Raw genomic sequence first — 18540 nt, 5'->3', positions numbered from 1 at the left:
TATCCTAGACCATGGCAAAACTCTCGCCTTCCCAGCGAGCCAAACTCGAAGCGCTCTGGCGCAGCATGCCCGAACATATGCGGGCGACGTTGCGGGCGACAACGAAGGCGGCCGCACCGAGCGACCCCGCTTCGGCCCTGCTCAGCACGATATTTGCCGAGCTGGATGAGGCGATGCGCAAGCCGGCCGGTGATCTGGCGAAGGCCTATGTGCTGGCGCCCTTGCGGCCGTTGGTCGGCGAGTCCGGCATCATCCCGCCATCGCGCTTTCGCTTCACCACCGAAGACCTGTCGAAGATCTGGGGCTGGATGGGGCGACATCTGGCCAAGGACATGGTCGAGACTGCCAAGAAGTGCAAACGACCGGAGAGTGATCCGATCTGGTTTGAGTTCCGGCGTCAGGCCGGGGCTGCACTGGCTGAAGCCGTGCACAAGGCCGACCGCGTTCCCAAGGACATGACAGCCCTGCTCAAACGCTTCGGCGGCGAGGGGCGGGCGATGCTCTCGGATGCCATCGTCTTGCTGAATAATTGCGAAGAGATCGCCGGGGCGATGGCGGAAGTGCCGGAGAAGATAGAGGATTTTGATGACGACCTGTCCCTGACCGTCAAGCGGCTGCACGAGACCATGCATGAGAGCAATGCCGAGGCGGCCTTGTGGGTGTTGCTGTTGACGATGGGACGGCTGGAAAGCCCGTGGCAGATATTCCGTGTCGTCAAGCGGATCGGTCGCCGGGATGATGATCTGGTCGTGTCCAAGACCGAACTCGCCGCCGTCGGTGATGCCGTGCTCGGTGATACCGGCTATTTCGCGGCCCGCCTCAAACAACCCCCGCAGACGCTGGAAGAGGCCAAGGCCTGCTATCTCGTCTTTGACCGCTTTGTCGCCTTCTCGACCGGGATGACCGCCGAATTCGGCATTCGCAAGGATGGCCGCTGGGGCCGGTCCCTCTTCGGGTTGCGGGCCGAGGCCTCGACCAATGTCGAGAAAATCCTCGCCAAGGTCCCCCTCGCGCTTGACGCCGGCCTGCCGGAACCACGCCGTGGTCGCAGCGGCCGGGTGATCCCGGCGCAAATCCCGCCCGAGGCGGCGATCGACAAGGCCGAAGGCCTGCTCTACTTCCTCGGCAAATGCCGCGAACACGCGACCGCCGCCGCCATCGCTTCGACCCAGAAACGAATCGCGGATGCGGCCGAAAAACGCATGCAGGAAGCCGGCGAGATGCTGGTCGATCTGGTCGCCACCAGTGAGGGCCAAAACCGCACAACCGCCCAGGACGGGCTGGACATCACCGTGCGCCTGATGCTGGCCGCCGGTTGTGATGAAGCGGCCTCCTTGCTGCGTCGCCGTGGCGTCGCCGCCGCCGCGGCATAGCGTCCCGCGCCGCGCCTGGCAGCTTGCCTCGAGCCGCGCAGACACGTAACTCCCACCGCATGAGCAAACCACCCGGATCACCGATCGCGCTGGAACAGCGCACTGCCACTGACGACCGGCTGCATTCGCCAAGCGCTGCGCGCAATCGCGATGCGATCGCCGCCGTCCTAGCCGATGTCCTGCCGCCGGACGCCGAAGTGCTCGAGATCGGATCGGGGACGGGAGAGCATGCGCTTGCGGCCTGTCGGGCGCGTCCCGATATCCGCTGGCAACCGTCCGACCCGGACCCGGCCTCCCGGGCCAGCCAGGCGGCATGGGCCAGCGAGGCCGATGGTGCGATCCGGCCGCCCCTAGCGATCGATCTGATGGATCCGCAAACCGTCGCCGACCTTGCCCCGTTCGACGCGCTGGTCTGCATGAATGTCATCCATATCTCGCCCTGGGGTGTGGCCGAGGCGCTGGCCGCGCTTGCCGGGCGCGCGCTGAGGCCGGGTGGCTGTGTCATGCTCTATGGCCCCTTCATGGACGGTGAGGCCACGGCGCCCTCCAACCGGCAGTTCGATGCGTCGCTGAAAGCGCGCAACCCGGCCTGGGGCGTGCGGGCGCTGGACGATGTCGTCGCGCTGATGGCGGGCCACGGCCTCGCCCTCGACCAGCAAATCGCCATGCCGGCCAATAATCTCTCCCTCGTTTTCAAGCCCTCGGAGCCGCGCTGATGCGTCACCGCAATCGCCGCCTCGCCACCATCGCCGTTGCCGGCATTGTTCTCAGCATCGCGGTCGCGCTCGGCTTCCTGGCGGTCGGCAATGCCATCGTCTATTTTTATTCGCCCAGCGAGATCGCCGCGGCCCATCCCGGCACCGAGGCGCGGATCCGGGTCGGCGGGCTGGTGCTTGAGGACTCTGTGGGCGAGACCGCCGACGGGGCCGTGCAATTCGTGATCACCGACCGGGTCGAAAATGTTCAGGTCGTCTATGACGGTCTGCTGCCGGACCTGTTTCGCGAAGGCCAGGGCGTGGTCGTCGAAGGTCAGTTCAACCTGGCAGGCGTGCTGCAGGCCCGCAATGTCCTGGCCAAGCATGACGAGACCTATATGCCGCCGGAAGTCGCCGAGGCCCTGCGCGAGGCGGGCGTCTGGCAGGGTGAGGGCGAAGACATGACGGCAGGCGCGCCCGACAGTCGCTGACGGGATTGTCAGCGCCGCGTGTGTTGTGTTCGTCTCCTGATGACTTACCTGATGGGAAAGTCGAAGGAGACACGGCATGGCACGATCTGAACGCGTGACCTTTACCGGCGCGCTGGGCGAGACGCTGGCGGCGCGGCTTGAACGGCCGGCCGGTCCGCCGCGGGCGCACGCCCTGTTCGCGCATTGCTTTTCCTGCTCAAAGGACATTCTCGCCGCCAGCCGGATCGCACGCCGTTTGACGGCCGCCGGCTTTGCGGTGCTGCGCTTTGATTTCACCGGGCTGGGTCAGTCCGAGGGTGATTTCGCCAACACCAATTTTTCCTCCAATATCCAGGACCTGGTCGCGGCGGCGCGTTATCTGGAATCCGAACATGCGGCGCCGGACTTACTGATCGGTCATTCCCTGGGCGGCGCGGCGGTAATCGCTGCGGCGGCGCAATTGCCGTCGGTCAAGGCTGTCGCGACGATCGGCGGTCCGGCCGATGCCGAACATGTCACCCGCCAGTTCGCCGACAAGGTCGAGACCATTGCCCGCGACGGCGTCGCCGAGGTTTCGCTGGCCGGCCGCCCGTTCACGATCAAGAAGCAGTTCCTTGATGATATTGCCGGCCACAGTCTGGAAGACGCCGCCGCCGACCTGCGGCGACCGCTGCTGATCCTGCATTCGCCGATTGATGAGGAGGTGGGCGTCGAGAACGCTTCGCGCCTCTTCGGTGCGGCCAAACACCCCAAGAGCTTTGTCAGCCTTGATGATGCCGACCATTTGCTGCGCGACGAGCGTGATGCGCTCTATGCCGCCGACGTCATTGCCGGTTGGGCGACGCGCTATGTGCTCGCTCCGGCACCGGCAGCGCCGACACCGGGGCCTGCGGGTACGGTGATTGTCCGCGAGACCGGGCGCGGCAAGTTCGAAAATCATGTCGTCGATGGTGATCATGTCATGATCGCTGACGAGCCGGCTTCGGTCGGCGGTTTCGATGCCGGCCCGTCGCCCTATGGTTATCTCGCGGCCGCACTGGGCACCTGCACCGCCATGACGCTGCGCATGTATGCCGACCGCAAGGACCTGCCGCTGGAGCGGGTGACGGTGGGCACGTCCCACGAGAAGGGGCATGCCGAGGATTGCGAGGCCTGTGCCGATGGCCAGGAACGGCATGTCGATATTTTCGAGCGCGAGATCGTTCTGGAAGGCGCGCTGGACGCAGCGCAGAAGGCCCGCCTCCTGGAGATCGCCGACAAATGCCCGGTCCATCGCACCCTGCACAATCCTGTCGTCGTGAGGACCCGCCTGAAAGATGACGGGTAAATTACCGGTTGTAATGTTATTGTAATGTTTGAGACACGCCGCGTTTAATCCCGCCGCGTGATGTTCGAGCCGTATTCGCAATGAACCCGTACTAGTAATGGAAAGGTCGTCGATACCCATGATTTCGGTTGATCGCATGCGCCGCCTTGGTGGTGTTTCGCTTCTGGCGCTCTCCGCGCTGGCTGCAGGAAGTCTTCTGGACCGCTCGATGGGCGAGGCCCACGCCTTCCAGTCCGCCGGCCAGCCGCCATTGGCGGCTGCGGTTCCGGCCGGGGCGCCGATGTCCTTCGCGGACCTCATTGAAAGCGTCAGCCCGTCCGTGGTCACGGTCCAGGTGAGCGGGACGGTCGACATGGCCCAGTTCGGCGGCGGTGACGGCCCCGACATGGACAATCTGCCGCCGCAAATGCGCGAGTGGCTGGAGCGCCAGTTCGGTGGCCAGCGGCCGCAGCCGCAGCCGCGGCAATCGCTCGGTTCCGGCTTTTTCATCAGCGCTGACGGTTATCTGGTCACCAACAACCACGTCGTGGCCAATGCCGACGAGATCACCATCGGCATGTCTGACGGTGAAGAATTCCCGGCCCGTGTCATCGGTACCGACCCGCAGACCGACCTGGCGCTGCTGAAGGTCGATTCCGACGTCGATTTCCCCTTTGTGCGCTTGGAAGAAGACCCGCAATATCGCGTTGGCGACTGGGTTGTCGCGGTCGGCAATCCGTTCGGCCTCGGCGGCACCGCAACCGCCGGCATCATCTCGGCCATTGGCCGGCCGATCGGCAATTCGACCTATAACGACTTCATCCAGGTTGATGCCCCGATCAATCGCGGCAATTCCGGTGGCCCGACCTTTGATCTCAACGGCAATGTGATCGGTGTGAACTCGCAGATATTCTCGCCGACCGGCGGCAATGTCGGCATCGGTTTTGCCATCCCGTCCGACGTCGCCGCCCGCATCATCGCTGACTTGCGTGATGATGGCCGCGTCGCGCGCGGCTGGCTGGGTGTGTCGATCCAGAACGTCACCGACGATATCGCCGAAGCCTTGGGACTTGAGGGCACGACCGGCGCCATCGTCAGCTCGATCGTTGAGGGCGGCCCTGCCGACCAGGCCGGTTTCGAGCGCGAGGATGTGGTGCTGGAAGTCGATGGCGAAACGGTTGACGGATCGCGAGATCTGACCCGCCGCATCGGCAATATCCAGGCTGGCGAGGAGGTTCGTTTCCTGGTCCTTCGCGATGGCCGTGAACATACGGTCCGCGCCCGTCTCGGTGATCGGCCAGGCGAGCAGGAATTGGCCAGCATGAGTTCGGTCGACCAGGTGGCGCCGCGCACAGCCGTGTTCGGGATGTCGATGGCGCCCTTGGCCGAAGAGGACCGTGAGGTCCGGGGGCTGGCGCCGAACGTCACGGGTGTCGTGGTCGATGAGGTTGAACCGGGCAGCGAAGCCGCCCGCAAGGGTGTGCTCACCGGTGACATCATCCTGGAAGCCGGCGGCGAGCCGGTCGACAGCGCCGACGCCCTGCGTGTCATCGCCGATGAGGCACGTGAAGACGGTCGCAGCGCCATCCTGCTGCTGGTCCAGGGGCGTGGCGGTCAACGCTATGTCGCCCTGCAACTCGGCGATGCCGACTAGAGAAAAAAGGAGATCGGGGTGCGCATTCTGATCGTTGAAGATGACCGTGAAGCCGCCAGCTATATCCGCAAGGGGCTTCGCGAAAGCGGCCATGTGGCCGACCATGCCGGCGACGGCGAAGAGGGTCTGGAAATGGCCCGTGCAGCGGAATATGACGTGCTCGTCGTTGACCGCATGATGCCGCGCATGGACGGGCTTTCGATGGTCGAGGCGCTGCGCGCCGACGATGATCGCACCCCGGTTCTCATTCTCTCCGCCCTCGGCGAGGTCGATGACCGTGTCGAAGGTCTCAAGGCCGGCGGCGACGACTATCTGGTCAAGCCCTACGCCTTCGCCGAACTGCTGGCCCGCGTCGAGGCCCTGGCCCGTCGCCGGGATCCGGACACGGTTCGCACCAAGCTGGTGGTCGGCGATCTGGAAATGGACCTGCTGGCCCGCACCGTGGTGCGCGAGGGCGAGGAAATCCTGCTTCAACCGCGTGAATTCCGCCTGCTGGAATTCCTCATGAAGCATTCCGGCCAGGTCGTGACCCGCACCATGCTGCTGGAAAAAGTCTGGGACTATCATTTCGACCCCCAGACCAATGTCATCGACGTCCATATTTCGCGCCTGCGCTCGAAGATCGACAAACCCTTCCCGCGCTCGCTTCTGCACACGGTGCGCGGAGCCGGCTACCGCCTGCAGGCCTGATCCGGCATGCAGGCGCGTGGGGCTGCCTTCCTGAGAACAACGGCCTTCCGGCAGACCCTTCTGTCGGCGGCCCTGTTCGCACTCGCGAGTTTTGTCACGCTGGGCTTCGTTTATGCGGCCTCGGCCGGCATGGTGCTGCGCCGTGCCGACGCGGCGATCAATGAGGAAGTCGAACAGCTCGATGCCAGCTTCCAGGCCGGCGGCATCCGTACGGTCAATCGCTACATCCTCGAGCGTACGGTCGGGGGCGGGGCGGACTATCTCTATCTGCTGGTCCATCCGTCCGGTCGCAGCCTGTCAGGAAACCTGACCTATCTGCCGGATGTACAGCCGGATGATGAAGGTCGCGTGCAGTTCACCTACCGCCGGCCTGCTGCCGGTGACCGCGATGATGCCGACGGCAAGGATGATCGCACGGCGCGCGGCCGGATCATCGACCTGCCGTCCGGTTATCAGCTCTATGTCGGTCTTGATGTCGACGAGGAAACGCGTCTCGTCTCGCGCATGCTCAACACCATCCTGGCGGCTTCGGCGCTGGCTCTGGCGCTGGGCGTGGCGGCGGGCATTTTCGTCAGTCGCCGTTTCGTGCGCCGCCTCGACCGCATCAACACCGTGGCGCGGCGGGTCAAGGCGGGCGATCTTCAGCCTCGTGCGCCGCGCAATTTCACCGGCGACGAACTCGACGAGCTGTCCGAGAATTTCAACAACATGCTCGACCGGGTCGAGGCCTTGATGCACCGCATGCGTCATACCGGTGACAGTATCGCCCATGACCTGCGCACGCCGCTGACGCGCATGCGAAACCGGCTCGACGAGGCTTTGCGGGAAGACGGTGACCGCCAGTCGCGCGAGCAGGCGCTCGAGCGGGCCGTCGCCGATACCGACGAGCTCCTGGGGATTTTCAACGCCATCCTGTCCCTGTCGCGCTTGGAAGCCGGTGAGAGCCGAGCCTCGATCCAGCGCCTCGACCCGGCCGATATCGCCTCCGACCTGGCCGAGCTTTACGAGCCGGTCTGCGAGGATGAGGGCCTGGCCTTTGCGGCCGAGATCCAGACGGGTCTGACTCTGCTGGGTGATCGCGGCCTGTTGTCACAAGCGCTCGCCAACATTCTCGATAATGCGGTGAAATATACGCCGGCCGGCGGCGCGGTGACCCTGCGCCTGCGCGAGACCGGCGAGGGCAAGATCGAATTCTCGGTCACCGATACCGGGCCCGGGATTCCCGACAGCGATCGCGGGCGGGTGACCCAGCGTTTCGTGCGCCTCGACAATTCACGCACCAAGCCGGGTTCCGGCTTGGGCCTGTCCCTGGTCCAGGCCATTGCCGATGTCCACAATGGCGCGTTCGAACTGGGTGAGGGGCCCGGCGTTGTCGCAGACGGCCATGGCGCCGGCCTGCGCGCCTCGCTGTGCTTCCCCAAGGCGCCGGCGGAAAGCTAGCGACCGGCGAACTGTGTGCTACGGAAAATTATTTCGTGGTGCAGAGGATCAGGAAAATTTGCGATTGGCGGCTTCGTGCCCTTCACCCGAACCGCGGATCGGGCCAACTTGCCCGTCATGAGCGAAGCCGACACGCAATCCAGCCCCACCCTGCCGGCCGGCCTGGCGCCCTTGCCGGGACGGACGCCCGGTGCCGCTGCGCATGTGATTGCGGCGCTTCCGGCACCTGTGCGCCTGGCGGTTGCGCCGGTCGAGGCCTTTCTCGACACGGTTTTCGCGGCCGCGCCCTATCTGGCTCGTTTGGCACAGCGGCGACCGGATACGCTGGCCGCTTGTGTGATGGAGACGCCGGACCGCTTGATCGGGATGGCCATCGATAATCTTCGCATCGCGGGGGCCGGGGCGCCGGATGTCGGTGAGCTCGATATCGCCTTGCGCCAGGCCAAGAGCGACGCCCACCTGGTCACCGCGCTGGCGGATTTGGCGGGGGTCTGGGGTGTACGGTCCGTCACCGGGGCCATGACCCGGCTGGCGGACGCTGCCCTGCAGGCGGCCCTGCACGCCCATGTCCGCTTTCTCGCCGAACAGGGCCGTGCCCATCCGGTCGATGATCCGGAGAATCCGCTTCCCGGTGTGATCCTGCTCGCCCTGGGAAAGATGGGCACGGGTGATCTCAATTATTCCTCAGATATCGATCTGGTCGCCGTCTATGATGCCGAGGCCTTGTCCCTGCCCGACAGCGAGGAGCCGCGGCGGCGTTTGCCGCGCCTGATCCAGTCCGTGGTCAAATCGCTGCAGGACGTCACGGCAGACGGCTATGTCTTCCGGGTTGATCTGCGGCTTCGGCCGGATCCCGGTGCGACCCCGGTGATCATCTCGACCGATGCGGCGCTGAACTACTATGAGAGCCTCGGCCAGACCTGGGAGCGGGCGGCCTGGATCAAGGCCCGGGCCAGCGCCGGCGACACCGCCGCCGCAGCGCGCTTTCTTGCGCACATGCAACCCTTCATTTGGCGTCGCTCGCTGGATTACGCCGCGATCGACGACATCCGGGGCCTGGCGCGGCAGATCCAGACGGTCGGACGACGGGCCGAAATCCGCCCGGCCGGGCATGATCTCAAACTCGGGCGTGGCGGCATTCGCGAGATCGAGTTTTACGCCCAGATCCCGCAATTGGTCTTCGGAGGTCGTGACGAACGGGTGCGGGCGCCGGCGACCCTGGCAGCGCTTGAGGCGCTGCGCCAAACCGGTGCGGTGGATGCGGAAGTCGTCGCTTCGCTGTCGGCCGATTATTGCGACCTGCGCAGCTGGGAACACCGGGTGCAGATGCGCCAGGACGAACCCAGCCAGACCGTACCGCTCGATGACGATGATCGTGCCGACCTTGCCGCCCTGGCGGGATTTGTCGACCGGGCTGCCTTCGAGGCGGCGGTCGAGGCCTGCCTGCAGCGGGTGCACGGGCATTTCTCGGACCAGTTCGAGGATGACGAGGCGCTGGCTTCAGAAGCGGGTTCGCTGATCCTGACCGGGGTTGAGCCGACACCGGACACGATCACCACGCTGGAAACGCTGGGTTTTTCCCAACCCGCCTCGGTCTGGGCCACGCTCAATGGCTGGGCCGCGGGGCGGGTGAGGGCGGTGCGATCAAGCCGCGCGCGCGCCCTGTTTGCGCGTATCGCGCCGCAACTGGTCGACCGCATGGCGGCGACTGGCGAGCCGGATGCGGCGATGACGCGCTTTGCCGCCTTCTTCGAAAATCTGCCAATGGGGGTGCAGCCGCTCTCACTCCTGTCCAATGAGCCGGGGCTGGCCGCCGACCTGATCGGCATCCTCACGCTCGCGCCGCGACTGGCCGCCGATCTGGCGCGACGTCCGGCCCTGCTTGATGCCATGCTGGACAAACGCTTTTCGGTCCCGCTCGACCAGGACGCCCCGGACAGTTTTCACGATGGTTTGGGCGAAGCCCTGGCGCGGGCCGGTGACTATGAGGCGGCGCTCAACGCGGCGCGCCGCCGGGTGCGTGAGGAGCGCTTCCGCATCGGCACCCAGATCCTCAAGGGTACAGCGAGCGCGCAAAGCGCCGGCGTCGCCTATTCGGCCATGGCCGATGCCACGCTCGCGGCCATGGCGCGGGCCGCCCAGGATGAGACCGAGCGCCGTTACGGCCCGATGCCGGGCGAGGGGGTGATCCTGGGCATGGGCAAGCTGGGCGGCCGCGAACTCGCCGCCGACAGCGATCTCGACATCATGATCATCTATGACGGTGACGATACCGCGCCAGCCTGGTTCGGCCGGTTTGCCACCCGCATCATCAGCGCCCTGTCGGCGCCGACCGAGGAGGGCGAGCTCTACACGGTCGACATGCAATTGCGCCCGTCGGGCAAGGCGGGACCGGTGGCCGTCTCGCTGGCACGTTTTGACAGTTACTACCCGCACGAGGCCTGGACCTGGGAGATGATGGCCCTGACCCGGGCCCGCATCATCGCCGGCGATGGCCCCTTGGCGCGAGCGGTTGAGGCGTCGTTCGAGCGGGCGCTGTGCCGGCCGCGTGACGCCAAGGGGGTGCGGGACGACGCCTTGGCGATGCGTCGCCGCCTCGCCGAGGCCAAACCACCACGGTCGGACTGGGACCTCAAGGCGCGGCCGGGCGGTCTGCAGGACATTGAATTCATTGCCCAGACCCTGGAACTCATCCATGCCGGCAAAGCCGATGTGTTGCGCGCTTCGACCGCGGACGCGCTGACGGCGCTGGGCGAGGCGGGCATCCTGCCGGCCGGTGAGGTCAAGCTGCTCACCGAAACCCTGCAGCTCGAACTGGGCGTGTTGCAGATGATCCGCTGTGCGCATGGCTCGGGCTTTGACCCGGCCCAGGCCAGCAGCGGCTTCGCGGCCCGTCTCGCTGAACTGGCCGGCTGTCGCAAGATCGAGGCCCTGTCGGCGGCCCTCGGGACGCGCATGGCCGAGGTCCGCAAGGTGTTTGGGCGGCGGGTCGGAAAAATGTGACGCCGCCGCGACGGATATCGGCCGCTGTCCCGTTCTACTCACAGCGAGGCTTTGAACGACAAGGACGACGTCATGAAAACTTCCAGACTGATTATATTGATGAGCTCGACCTGCCTGTTGCTGGCCGGTGCCGTGGCCCAGGCCCAGGGTCCGGGCGGACGCCATGGCGGTGACCGCCAGGGTGGTGGCCATGGTGCCGGTGGCGCCCATCGTGCGATGAGCATGTTGCGCGCGGCCGATGCCAATGGCGACAACACCATCACCCGGGCCGAGGTCGATGCCTTGCAGGCGGAAATGTTTGCCTGGATGGATCGCAATGGTGATGGCTATCTCGATAGCGCCGATGCGTCGCCGGTCCGGCAACGTCTGCGGGCGCAGCGCGAGGCGCGGGCCGATGAGGGCGAAGGCAATGACCGTCGCCGGCATCGCCGCGGATCGCGCCGCGGCGGCGGCGAAGGTGAAGGCCCCGGCCGCCGTTTCGACACTGATGAGGATGGCCGGATTTCCCGGGCCGAATTCCTTGGTGGCGAGAACCGGCTCTTTGCCCGACTCGACAGCGATGAGAACGGCTCGATCACGCCGGACGAGCTGGACGCGGCTGTGGAACAGCGACAGGATCGCCGGCATTGGTGGCGGAACTAGCGGTTTCGCTGATGTTCGACGGACACGGTATGAAGACTGACGAACCGGCTGCTGCCGGAACCCTGTCGGGCCGTGTCCGCGAACGGTCGCTACCCGTCACCCCGGCTCCGGCCGGGGTGCGGGCGGCGGAGGATCGCCTGATGGCGCGTATCGGCGCTGGCGACCGCGATGCGGCGCGCGAGCTGATGGCGGCCAACATGTCCCGCATCCTCGGTCTCGCCCGGCGCACGCTGGGTGATCCGATGGAAGCCGAGGATGTGGCGCAGGAAACTTTCCTGCGCGTGTGGAACGCCGCCGGACGCTGGCAGCCGGGTCAGGCCCGGGTCTCCAGCTGGGTCTGCCGGATCGCGCTGAACCTTTGTTATGACCGGCTGCGCAAGCGACGCGAGATACTGACGGATGCCGTCCCCGAGCGCGCCGACAGTGCGCCCGGTCAGGATGCCCGGATGGAACAGGCGGAAAGCGGCAATCGCGTCGCTGCCGCTGTGGCGCAATTGCCGGAGCGCCAGCGCCAGGCACTTGAATTGGTTCATTTCCAGGAAATGAGCAATATCGAGGCGGCGGACATCATGTCTGTGAGCGTCGATGCCCTCGAATCCCTGCTGGCCCGTGGCCGGCGCAAGCTCAAGGCCGTGCTTCTGGGCGATGCGCCCGATCTGATAGCCAGCTATGCACAGGGCGGTAACGCCCGTTACGGTGACGAATGATGACTGAGGAACGCTTCTTTCGAATTCTCGAGGTCTATGGCGCCGATCCGGCCCGCTGGCCTGATGATGAGCGCGTCGCGGCACAAGCCTTCGCGGCGAACCACCGCGCGGACGTTGTCGAGGCGACCAGCGATGAAATGGTGCTGGATGAGCTGCTCGACCGGTTGGTCGAACCGGTGATCGAGGCACCGCTGCTGGAGCGCCGTCTGCTGGCACAATTGCCGGTGCCGACCGGCCTGCCGGCCTGGATGGCCCCGTCGGCGATCGCGGCCGCACTCCTGGTCGGTGTCTTTGCCGGCTTTGCCAGCGGTGCGCTGACCGGAACCGGGGCCGATACCGACATGATCTACGCCGACGCTTTCACCGGATACGAGCAGGATTGGGTTGACTGGCTGGGAGAGGACGCATGAGACCGGCGCTCCCCTGGATCATTGCCCTGGTTGGGTCCGTCCTGATCAATGGCGCCCTTGTGGGCTATCTGGTGCATCGAAGCACCGATGGTCCGCGTTGGCAGCTGCGGCAGGAATACGAGCCCGGGACGCCGCCCCGCGGTGGTCCGACCGGCCGCGGCGGGTTTGACCTGCGCGGTTTTGTCGAAGCGCTACCCGATGAGGCGCGTGATGAGGCGCGGAGCCGCCTGCGCGACAGCTTTGCCGGGATGCGCGATATCGCCGGTGAGGGCCGGGACGCCCGGCGCGAATTGGATGCCCTGCTGGTTGCCGAGGAATTTGACGCCGATGCGGTCGCCGCGGCCATGGCGCGGATGCGCGAAAGCCAGCGGACGATGGAGGCGCGCATCGAAGCGGTTGTTCTCGACGTCGTCGCCGGACTTGATGCCGAAACCCGGGCCGCAGCGCTCCAGGCCGGTCGTGACCGGATCGGGCGTGAGGCACGGGGACGACGCGGACCCCGCCGTGATCGTCGCGACGAACCCCGGCCGCCTGCCGGGCAATAACGCCGCGACAGTCGAAATGGATGGATGATTATTCGCCGGCCGCGAAGCGGGCCGGCGTTTCGCTGTCGACGAACTCATCATCCGCATCAAAGCCGTCATCGCTCTGAAGACCCGCTGACAGGCCGAGCGGTGCGTGGGTGTCGACATCCGCCTCGGCGCTGACGTCGTCGCCGTCAATGTCGGCATCGGACCCGCCGGTGACCTTGCGGATGGCGTCGCGCGGGATCGGCTGGTCCTGGCTGATCGGCAGAACGATGGACACCGTCGTGCCTTCACCCAGCGTCGACTCGATCGACAGCGTTCCGCCGTGCAGTTCGATCAGGGATTTCGACAGGGCCAGGCCGAGACCGGAGCCCTGGAAGCTCTTGGAATGCTGGCTCTCGATCTGTTCGAAGGGGCGGCCGAGGCGCGGCAGGTCGTCCTTGGCAATGCCGATGCCGGTATCGGAGACCTGGAAGGCGACGCCGAGGCCGGACAGGAAGCCGCGTATGGTGACCCGGCCCCCTTCGGGCGTGAACTTCACAGCGTTCGAAACCAGATTGATCATGACCTGTTTGAAGGCGCGCGGATCGACTTCGATCTCGGGCAGGTCGGAAACATCGGCACGCAGTTGCAGCCGTTTCTCCTCGGCCCGGCCACGGACAATGCGAATACTCTGCTCGACCAGCTCGCTGGCATCGGTCGGTTCGGGCTGAAGCTGCATCTTGCCGGCTTCGATCTTCGACATGTCGAGAATGTCGTTGATCAGTTCCAGCAGGTGACGGCCGGAGGACAGGATGTCCTTCATGTAGCCGACATAGCGGTCATCCCCGAGCGGACCGAACATTTCCTGCATCATAATTTCGGAGAAGCCGTTGATCGCGTTCAGCGGCGTGCGCAGCTCGTGACTCATGTTTGCCAGGAATTCGGACTTTGACCGGTTGGCTTCCTCGGCGCGGATCTTCTCTTCCTCGTACTTCTTGGCGAGGTCGGCGATGCGGGCCTGCGAGCGTTTGACGTCGTCGACGGTCTTGCGCAGCTGGGCTTCGTTCTCGGTGAGGGCGGCCTCATGGTGTTTCAGGTCGGTAATGTCGGCACCCACCGAGACCAGGCCGCCATCGGCGGTCGGGCGGTCGGAATAGTGCAGCCAGCGGCCATTCGACAGCTCGATCTCATAGGCGGCCTTGCCCTCGGTGCCGCCATGAACGGTCTTGATGGCCCGGGCGGCAGCCTGTTCGACGGCTTCATAGCTCATACCGGGCTTGAGCATGCCTTCGGCGAAGTCGAACAGGTCACGGAATTTGCGGTTCCACAGCACCAGGCGCTGACGGCTGTCCCAGAGGACAAAGCTTTCCGACATCGATTCCAGTGCCGCGCGGAGCCGGCTCTCGGCGGCGGCGACGCGGGCCTGGGCGCCCTTGCGCTCGGTGACGTCGATGGCGACGCCGACGATGCGGGTGTGATTGGCCTCGCCGCCCGGCAGGATGCGACCGCGCATCTGCAGCCAGACCGGTGACCGTGCCGCGAGGACTTCATGGTCGACCTCTGCACCGGCCGGGGCGCCGCGCATGGCCGCGCGCAGGCGCTCGCGGTCCGGCTTGGAAAAGAGTTGCAGGAATTGCTGGCCGCTACATTCGATGGCGGCGTCCAGTCCCAGGATCCGGGCCAGGCTGTCCGTGACGAAGACCGTGTCGGCCTCCGGATTCCAGTCCCACACGCCGCAGCGTGCGCCTTCGATGGCGACGCGGAAGCGTTGTTCATTGTCTTCCAGCTGCTGCCGTGTCGAGCGCAGACGACCCATCTGCATGAAGACCAGCGCACACAGGCCGAGCGCGACGAAGATCGGGGCGATGAACATCAGCCCGTAAAAGGAGATGGTCCGGTACCAGGCGTTCTGGTTGATGCGCATCGCGCCAAGGGCGTAGACGCGCAATTCCGTGCCGGTGATCGGGGCCACGGCGAAGGTCACGCGTTCCTCACCGAAGCGGGCATCGGATGTGGCACCGCCGCCACCCTCGGCCAGGGCGTCGATATAGCCCGGTTGCAGGCCGAAGCGTTCGGCCAGCTGGGTGCCGGCGCGAGCGCTGGGCATGCGTGGACGGATGGCCAGCATGCCGCCGCCGGCATCGGCCAGCGCGACAACGCGGTCATCGCCCCAGTCAGGCAGCGCGGTTTCGGTGCTCAGCCGGGCCACGAAAGCGCCGACCGTGCCGTCGCTCAAGGGGGCCGGAACGGCCAGCACCAGATAGGCCGCATTGCCGGACACGTCGGACGTCAGGCCCGAGGGCGCATCGAGTGCGGCGCCGGCAATGTCACGCAGGCCATCGACCGGCGTGCCGTCGGCGATCACCTGGCCACCGGGCAGTAGCAGGGCAATGTCCGCGACGAGTTCGGACCCGCCGATCGCGGCGAGGCGGGCGCGAGCCAGGCCCTCAACCGCGTCCGGTGCGGCGTCACGCAGGTCGGCGGCGGCAAAGGCGAGGGCGTAGCGGGCTTCGGCAATCCGCGCTGTCACGCGCTCGGCCAGATAGCCGGCCGCATTGGCCTGCGAGCGCTCGGCCTCGGTGATCAGGATTTCGCGTTCCTGCTGGATCTTGACCAGCAGGATGCCGCCATAGGCCAGGGTGAACAACACCATGGCGAGAATGATCCACATCGCGCCGCTGGCCCGCTTGCTGGCCGGTTTTTCGGGCTTCGGATTGCGGTCGCGCGCCTGCGCTCCCCGGGAAGGGGATTTGACCACCCTGTCCAGGGACGGGCGCTGATCGAACCGCATCTGATTCATTGTCTCAAACTAAGGTGCGTCGGCGGCCCGTGTCGACCGGCCAAGGCGGGCTTTCAAACGGAACTCATGCCTCACCGGCATCAGCGTCCTGGCTGGTATCGGACGCCTCGATATCGGCGCCCACTTTCTGGCGCGCCTTGCGCCGTTCCTGACCCTTGTAGGCGCCGCCGTCTTGATTGGCGCGCCGCCGGTCTGGCCCGAAATAATTCTTGTTGCGGATGAAGGGCCGTGGCTCGTTGATCACCGAGGCGATCTTGGAGAACATTTCCTTTGCGGTGACCGGTTTGCAGCAGAACTCGGTCACGCCGGCATCCCGCGCCGCCATGACCTTGGACTTCTCCGAGTAGGCGCTCAGCATGATGATCGGCACAAGCGGATTAGGGCTGTCGTCAGCGGTCCGCACGAGGCGTACGAAGTCCAGCCCGTCGAGAATTTCCATCTGGTAGTCGGTGATGATGATGTCGACGGAATCTGAGCGGACCAGGTCAAACGCGTCGGCGGGGTCTTTCGACTCGAAAATCTGCTTGATGCCGAACCCGTGCAAAATGGTGCGCAGAATGGTCAGCATATAGCCGTTATCGTCGACGATCAGAACTCGCACACGGCTGAAATCCACGGCCATGGTCTGCCTACCTCGGTTGCGTCACGCCGCGCGCGACGCATTCTTCTTCGGATCCTTGAGCGAGCTTAGCGGCACAGGCTTACCGAAATAGTAACCCTGGCCATAGGTCACGCCAAAACCCTTCAATGTGGTTGCCTGGGCTTCTGTCTCGATCATTTCCGCGACCGTGGCGGCGCCAAGGCTGCGGCAGATATTGATCATGCCCTTGAGCAGGGTTGCGTCCCGCTTGGAGTGTTCGAACTGTTTGATATAGCTGCCGTCGATCTTGACCACATCGGCCGGAAAATCGCGCAGATAGTGGAAGCCGGCCGAGCCGGCCCCGAAATCATCGAGGCAGACCTGGTGGCCGCGTTCGCGGATTTTCTGGATCACGGCGTTGGCCGCCTTGATATTGGAGACGGTGGCCGTCTCGGTCAGTTCAAAACTCAGACGCGAGCGGTCGATCTTGAGATCGGAGAGCAGGGCCAGAAAGCGTTTGCCCCAGGCCATGTTGGTCAGAGACTTGCCGGACAGGTTCACCGCCAGCGCCGGGCGGTCGTAATCTTCGCGCAGGAAGGCGGCCGCGATTTCGGTCATGGCGAAGTCGATCTCGTAGATCAGGCCGGTGCTTTCGGCAAAGCCGACACTGTCCTGCACCGGCTTGCCGTCGGGCAGGCGCAGCAGGAGTTCATAGTGGTGGACCTTGCCGGTCTCCAGCTCCACCACCGGCTGGGCGTGTGGTTCGATTACCCGTCCGGCGATGGTGGTGCGCAGCTCGGTCATGCGGCGTTCGTTCTCGCGCATCATCCCTTCGGCGACTTCCTGCAGGCTGACGATGTCCAGCGCCTTGTCACTCTGCGCGGCTTCATTGATCGCATAGAGGAAGGCCTGGATGGCGATGCCCGGCTCGATGCTGGGGGCATCGGCAACGGACTCGATCACGACTTCGGCGTCTGGCAGGCCGGCATCGGCGAGGCTGGCTTTCACTTCCGTGCGCAGGTTTTCCAGATCGACATTGCGATCATGGATCAACGCCGTGCGTTCTTCATCAACCTGGCGGGCGACCCCGTCATCGCCGACGGCGAGGGTGCAGGAGGCGGCGACAGACTGGTAGACGGCGGCGGCGCGGGCATCGCCGATCAGGCGGTCGAGCGCGTCGCCAGCGTCAATGCGCAACACTGACATCGCCATGTTGACGCCGGCCGAGCGGGCTTTCTCGATCGCGCGTTCGGCGCAGCGTTCAAAGGCCTGCGGGTCAAGTTCGTCGGGCGCGTGCATGGCCTCGTAGGACAAGCTCCAGCGGATGCGGTCATCTTCGCCCAGCATCCAGCCGCTGAGACGGCATTCGCGACCGCCGACAGCGATCCGGACCGGGCCGAGGCGGCGGCCGGGTTTGAGACGATGCATGGTGGCTTGAAAAATCGGGCGCGAGGTCCGGTCGAAGCGCTTCGCCAGATCCTCGCCGGTACCGGTCAATTGCGGCTCGCCCAGCGCGGCGACAGCGCCGGCCGCATAGGTCACGCGGCCCTTGCCATCGGTTTCAATCAGTATGTCGGCGGCGGCGAAGGCAAAGGACAGGAACCGGTTGCGTTGTTCGACCAGGGACATGGAGATTCCACTTGTATGCACAGGTCGGACAGTTTCCGTGCACAAACGTTAGAACGCCCTTAAAATTTTAGGTGAATCAGGCAGCTTGCGGGCGAGCCGCCCCGCCACGCTTGGCGGGCTTGGTGTTGACGTCCTTCAAAATGCTCTCTGCACGGTGCGAAAGTTCGGCCAGCGCTGGTGGCAATTCACCGTCCTCGCCCGCGAGGGCTGCAAGATGTTCGGCAATTTCCAGCAGGCGCGGACTGTTGGCGAGGAGGCGGGCCTGGGCTTCGATACGGTGCGGATCACGGTCATATTCCGCCGCGGGCACCCGCCAGCCGCCCCAATCCATCGCCTCGGTGACCACGACGGGGAATGTTCCGGGGAAGGGATGCCCGGCACATTCCTCCATGCTCTGCCACTTGTTGCGGGCGCGCAGGACGCGCCAGTGGCCGGCCTCGACATGGTCGGCCTGTTCGGCGGCAAGTTCATCGGCGGTGAAGTCGCGCCCAAGCCCGCAATCATAGGCAATGCGGATCGGCTCCTCGACATCCTTCACCCAGTGCGGCTTGACCTGTTCGATCAGCGCCCAAGTCCCCACAGGTGCGACGTAGACACGCTGATGCTTGTGAAAGACTGCCTTGGCCATGCGT

The 18540-nt window shown here is 65.4% G+C and carries 16 protein-coding genes; 12 read left to right on the top strand and 4 right to left on the bottom strand.

The window, feature by feature from the left end:
- Window positions 1-65: 65 nt before the first annotated feature.
- From AWH62_RS13435 to AWH62_RS13380, 12 genes are all read left to right on the top strand, one after another.
- Window positions 66-1373, top strand: a complete 1308-nt coding sequence (locus AWH62_RS13435) for a hypothetical protein (protein ID WP_075191008.1) — start codon at window positions 66-68, stop codon at window positions 1371-1373.
- Window positions 1374-1432: 59 nt separating this feature from the next.
- On the top strand, window positions 1433-2089 hold the full coding sequence (locus AWH62_RS13430) for a DUF938 domain-containing protein (RefSeq protein ID WP_075191007.1): 657 nt from the start codon (window positions 1433-1435) through the stop codon (window positions 2087-2089).
- Window positions 2089-2559, top strand: coding sequence for a cytochrome c maturation protein CcmE (ccmE, locus tag AWH62_RS13425; RefSeq protein ID WP_075191006.1), 471 nt, complete (start codon window positions 2089-2091; stop codon window positions 2557-2559). The genes AWH62_RS13430 and ccmE overlap by 1 nt, the downstream gene beginning before the upstream one ends.
- 76 nt (window positions 2560-2635) lie before the next feature.
- The gene (locus AWH62_RS13420; protein ID WP_075191005.1) at window positions 2636-3865 is read left to right on the top strand and encodes an alpha/beta fold hydrolase; all 1230 of its coding nucleotides are present in this window, start codon (window positions 2636-2638) and stop codon (window positions 3863-3865) included.
- A 118-nt stretch (window positions 3866-3983) separates the two neighbouring features.
- On the top strand, window positions 3984-5498 hold the full coding sequence (locus AWH62_RS13415; RefSeq protein WP_083635194.1) for a Do family serine endopeptidase: 1515 nt from the start codon (window positions 3984-3986) through the stop codon (window positions 5496-5498).
- An 18-nt stretch (window positions 5499-5516) separates the two neighbouring features.
- Window positions 5517-6188: a response regulator transcription factor gene (locus AWH62_RS13410; RefSeq protein WP_075191003.1), complete on the top strand. Its 672-nt coding sequence runs from the start codon at window positions 5517-5519 to the stop codon at window positions 6186-6188.
- Between the two features lie 6 nt (window positions 6189-6194).
- Entirely contained in the window at window positions 6195-7628 is a 1434-nt protein-coding gene (locus AWH62_RS13405) for a HAMP domain-containing sensor histidine kinase (protein WP_075191002.1), read from the top strand.
- 117 nt (window positions 7629-7745) lie between these two features.
- A complete protein-coding gene (locus AWH62_RS13400; RefSeq protein ID WP_075191001.1) occupies window positions 7746-10631 on the top strand; it encodes a bifunctional [glutamine synthetase] adenylyltransferase/[glutamine synthetase]-adenylyl-L-tyrosine phosphorylase in 2886 nt (961 codons plus the stop codon).
- Window positions 10632-10703: 72 nt separating this feature from the next.
- A complete protein-coding gene (locus AWH62_RS13395) occupies window positions 10704-11273 on the top strand; it encodes an EF-hand domain-containing protein (protein WP_143743060.1) in 570 nt (189 codons plus the stop codon).
- A 29-nt stretch (window positions 11274-11302) separates the two neighbouring features.
- Window positions 11303-11980 (top strand): RNA polymerase sigma factor, encoded by a 678-nt coding sequence (locus tag AWH62_RS13390; RefSeq protein ID WP_083635217.1) that lies wholly within the window; start codon window positions 11303-11305, stop codon window positions 11978-11980.
- A complete protein-coding gene (locus AWH62_RS13385) occupies window positions 11980-12390 on the top strand; it encodes a hypothetical protein (RefSeq protein ID WP_143743059.1) in 411 nt (136 codons plus the stop codon). Before AWH62_RS13390 ends, AWH62_RS13385 begins: the two co-directional genes overlap by 1 nt.
- Complete coding sequence (locus AWH62_RS13380; RefSeq protein WP_075190997.1) at window positions 12387-12935, top strand: periplasmic heavy metal sensor; 549 nt, start codon at window positions 12387-12389, stop codon at window positions 12933-12935. Before AWH62_RS13385 ends, AWH62_RS13380 begins: the two co-directional genes overlap by 4 nt.
- A gap of 28 nt (window positions 12936-12963) precedes the next feature.
- Here the strand turns inward: AWH62_RS13380 and AWH62_RS13375 are convergent, their stop codons facing one another.
- The 4 genes from AWH62_RS13375 to AWH62_RS13360 all read right to left on the bottom strand — a co-directional run bounded on the left by AWH62_RS13375 (window position 12964) and on the right by AWH62_RS13360 (window position 18536).
- Window positions 12964-15690 (bottom strand): PAS domain-containing sensor histidine kinase, encoded by a 2727-nt coding sequence (locus AWH62_RS13375; RefSeq protein WP_075191152.1) that lies wholly within the window; start codon window positions 15688-15690, stop codon window positions 12964-12966.
- Window positions 15691-15763: 73 nt separating this feature from the next.
- The gene (locus AWH62_RS13370) at window positions 15764-16321 is read right to left on the bottom strand and encodes a response regulator (protein WP_075190996.1); all 558 of its coding nucleotides are present in this window, start codon (window positions 16319-16321) and stop codon (window positions 15764-15766) included.
- A 21-nt stretch (window positions 16322-16342) separates the two neighbouring features.
- The gene (locus AWH62_RS13365) at window positions 16343-17908 is read right to left on the bottom strand and encodes an EAL domain-containing protein (RefSeq protein ID WP_075190995.1); all 1566 of its coding nucleotides are present in this window, start codon (window positions 17906-17908) and stop codon (window positions 16343-16345) included.
- A gap of 76 nt (window positions 17909-17984) precedes the next feature.
- Window positions 17985-18536 carry a hypothetical protein gene (locus AWH62_RS13360; protein WP_075190994.1) on the bottom strand — a complete coding sequence of 184 codons (552 nt, stop codon included), beginning with the start codon at window positions 18534-18536 and terminating at the stop codon, window positions 17985-17987.
- Window positions 18537-18540 lie beyond the last annotated feature (4 nt).

Origin of the sequence: Maricaulis sp. W15, from assembly GCF_001924955.1 — a bacterium.
Taxonomy (GTDB): Bacteria; Pseudomonadota; Alphaproteobacteria; order Caulobacterales; family Maricaulaceae; genus Maricaulis; species Maricaulis maris.
The sequence above is the reverse complement of the archived record's forward strand: the minus strand, read 5'-3'. Positions and strand labels throughout refer to the sequence as shown.

What these genes read in the sequence shown, in the direction of transcription:
- AWH62_RS13435 (WP_075191008.1), top strand. Translation starts at nt 66, where the DNA reads ATGCCCGAACATATGCGGGCGACGTTGCGGGCGACAACGAAGGCGGCC.
- AWH62_RS13430 (WP_075191007.1), top strand. Translation starts at nt 1,433, where the DNA reads ATGAGCAAACCACCCGGATCACCGATCGCGCTGGAACAGCGCACTGCC.
- ccmE (WP_075191006.1), top strand. Translation starts at nt 2,089, where the DNA reads ATGCGTCACCGCAATCGCCGCCTCGCCACCATCGCCGTTGCCGGCATT.
- AWH62_RS13420 (WP_075191005.1), top strand. Translation starts at nt 2,636, where the DNA reads ATGGCACGATCTGAACGCGTGACCTTTACCGGCGCGCTGGGCGAGACG.
- AWH62_RS13415 (WP_083635194.1), top strand. Translation starts at nt 3,984, where the DNA reads ATGATTTCGGTTGATCGCATGCGCCGCCTTGGTGGTGTTTCGCTTCTG.
- AWH62_RS13405 (WP_075191002.1), top strand. Translation starts at nt 6,195, where the DNA reads ATGCAGGCGCGTGGGGCTGCCTTCCTGAGAACAACGGCCTTCCGGCAG.
- AWH62_RS13400 (WP_075191001.1), top strand. Translation starts at nt 7,746, where the DNA reads ATGAGCGAAGCCGACACGCAATCCAGCCCCACCCTGCCGGCCGGCCTG.
- AWH62_RS13395 (WP_143743060.1), top strand. Translation starts at nt 10,704, where the DNA reads ATGAAAACTTCCAGACTGATTATATTGATGAGCTCGACCTGCCTGTTG.
- AWH62_RS13390 (WP_083635217.1), top strand. Translation starts at nt 11,303, where the DNA reads ATGAAGACTGACGAACCGGCTGCTGCCGGAACCCTGTCGGGCCGTGTC.
- AWH62_RS13385 (WP_143743059.1), top strand. Translation starts at nt 11,980, where the DNA reads ATGACTGAGGAACGCTTCTTTCGAATTCTCGAGGTCTATGGCGCCGAT.
- AWH62_RS13380 (WP_075190997.1), top strand. Translation starts at nt 12,387, where the DNA reads ATGAGACCGGCGCTCCCCTGGATCATTGCCCTGGTTGGGTCCGTCCTG.
- AWH62_RS13375 (WP_075191152.1), bottom strand. Translation starts at nt 15,690, where the DNA reads ATGCGGTTCGATCAGCGCCCGTCCCTGGACAGGGTGGTCAAATCCCCT.
- AWH62_RS13370 (WP_075190996.1), bottom strand. Translation starts at nt 16,321, where the DNA reads ATGGCCGTGGATTTCAGCCGTGTGCGAGTTCTGATCGTCGACGATAAC.
- AWH62_RS13365 (WP_075190995.1), bottom strand. Translation starts at nt 17,908, where the DNA reads ATGTCCCTGGTCGAACAACGCAACCGGTTCCTGTCCTTTGCCTTCGCC.
- AWH62_RS13360 (WP_075190994.1), bottom strand. Translation starts at nt 18,536, where the DNA reads ATGGCCAAGGCAGTCTTTCACAAGCATCAGCGTGTCTACGTCGCACCT.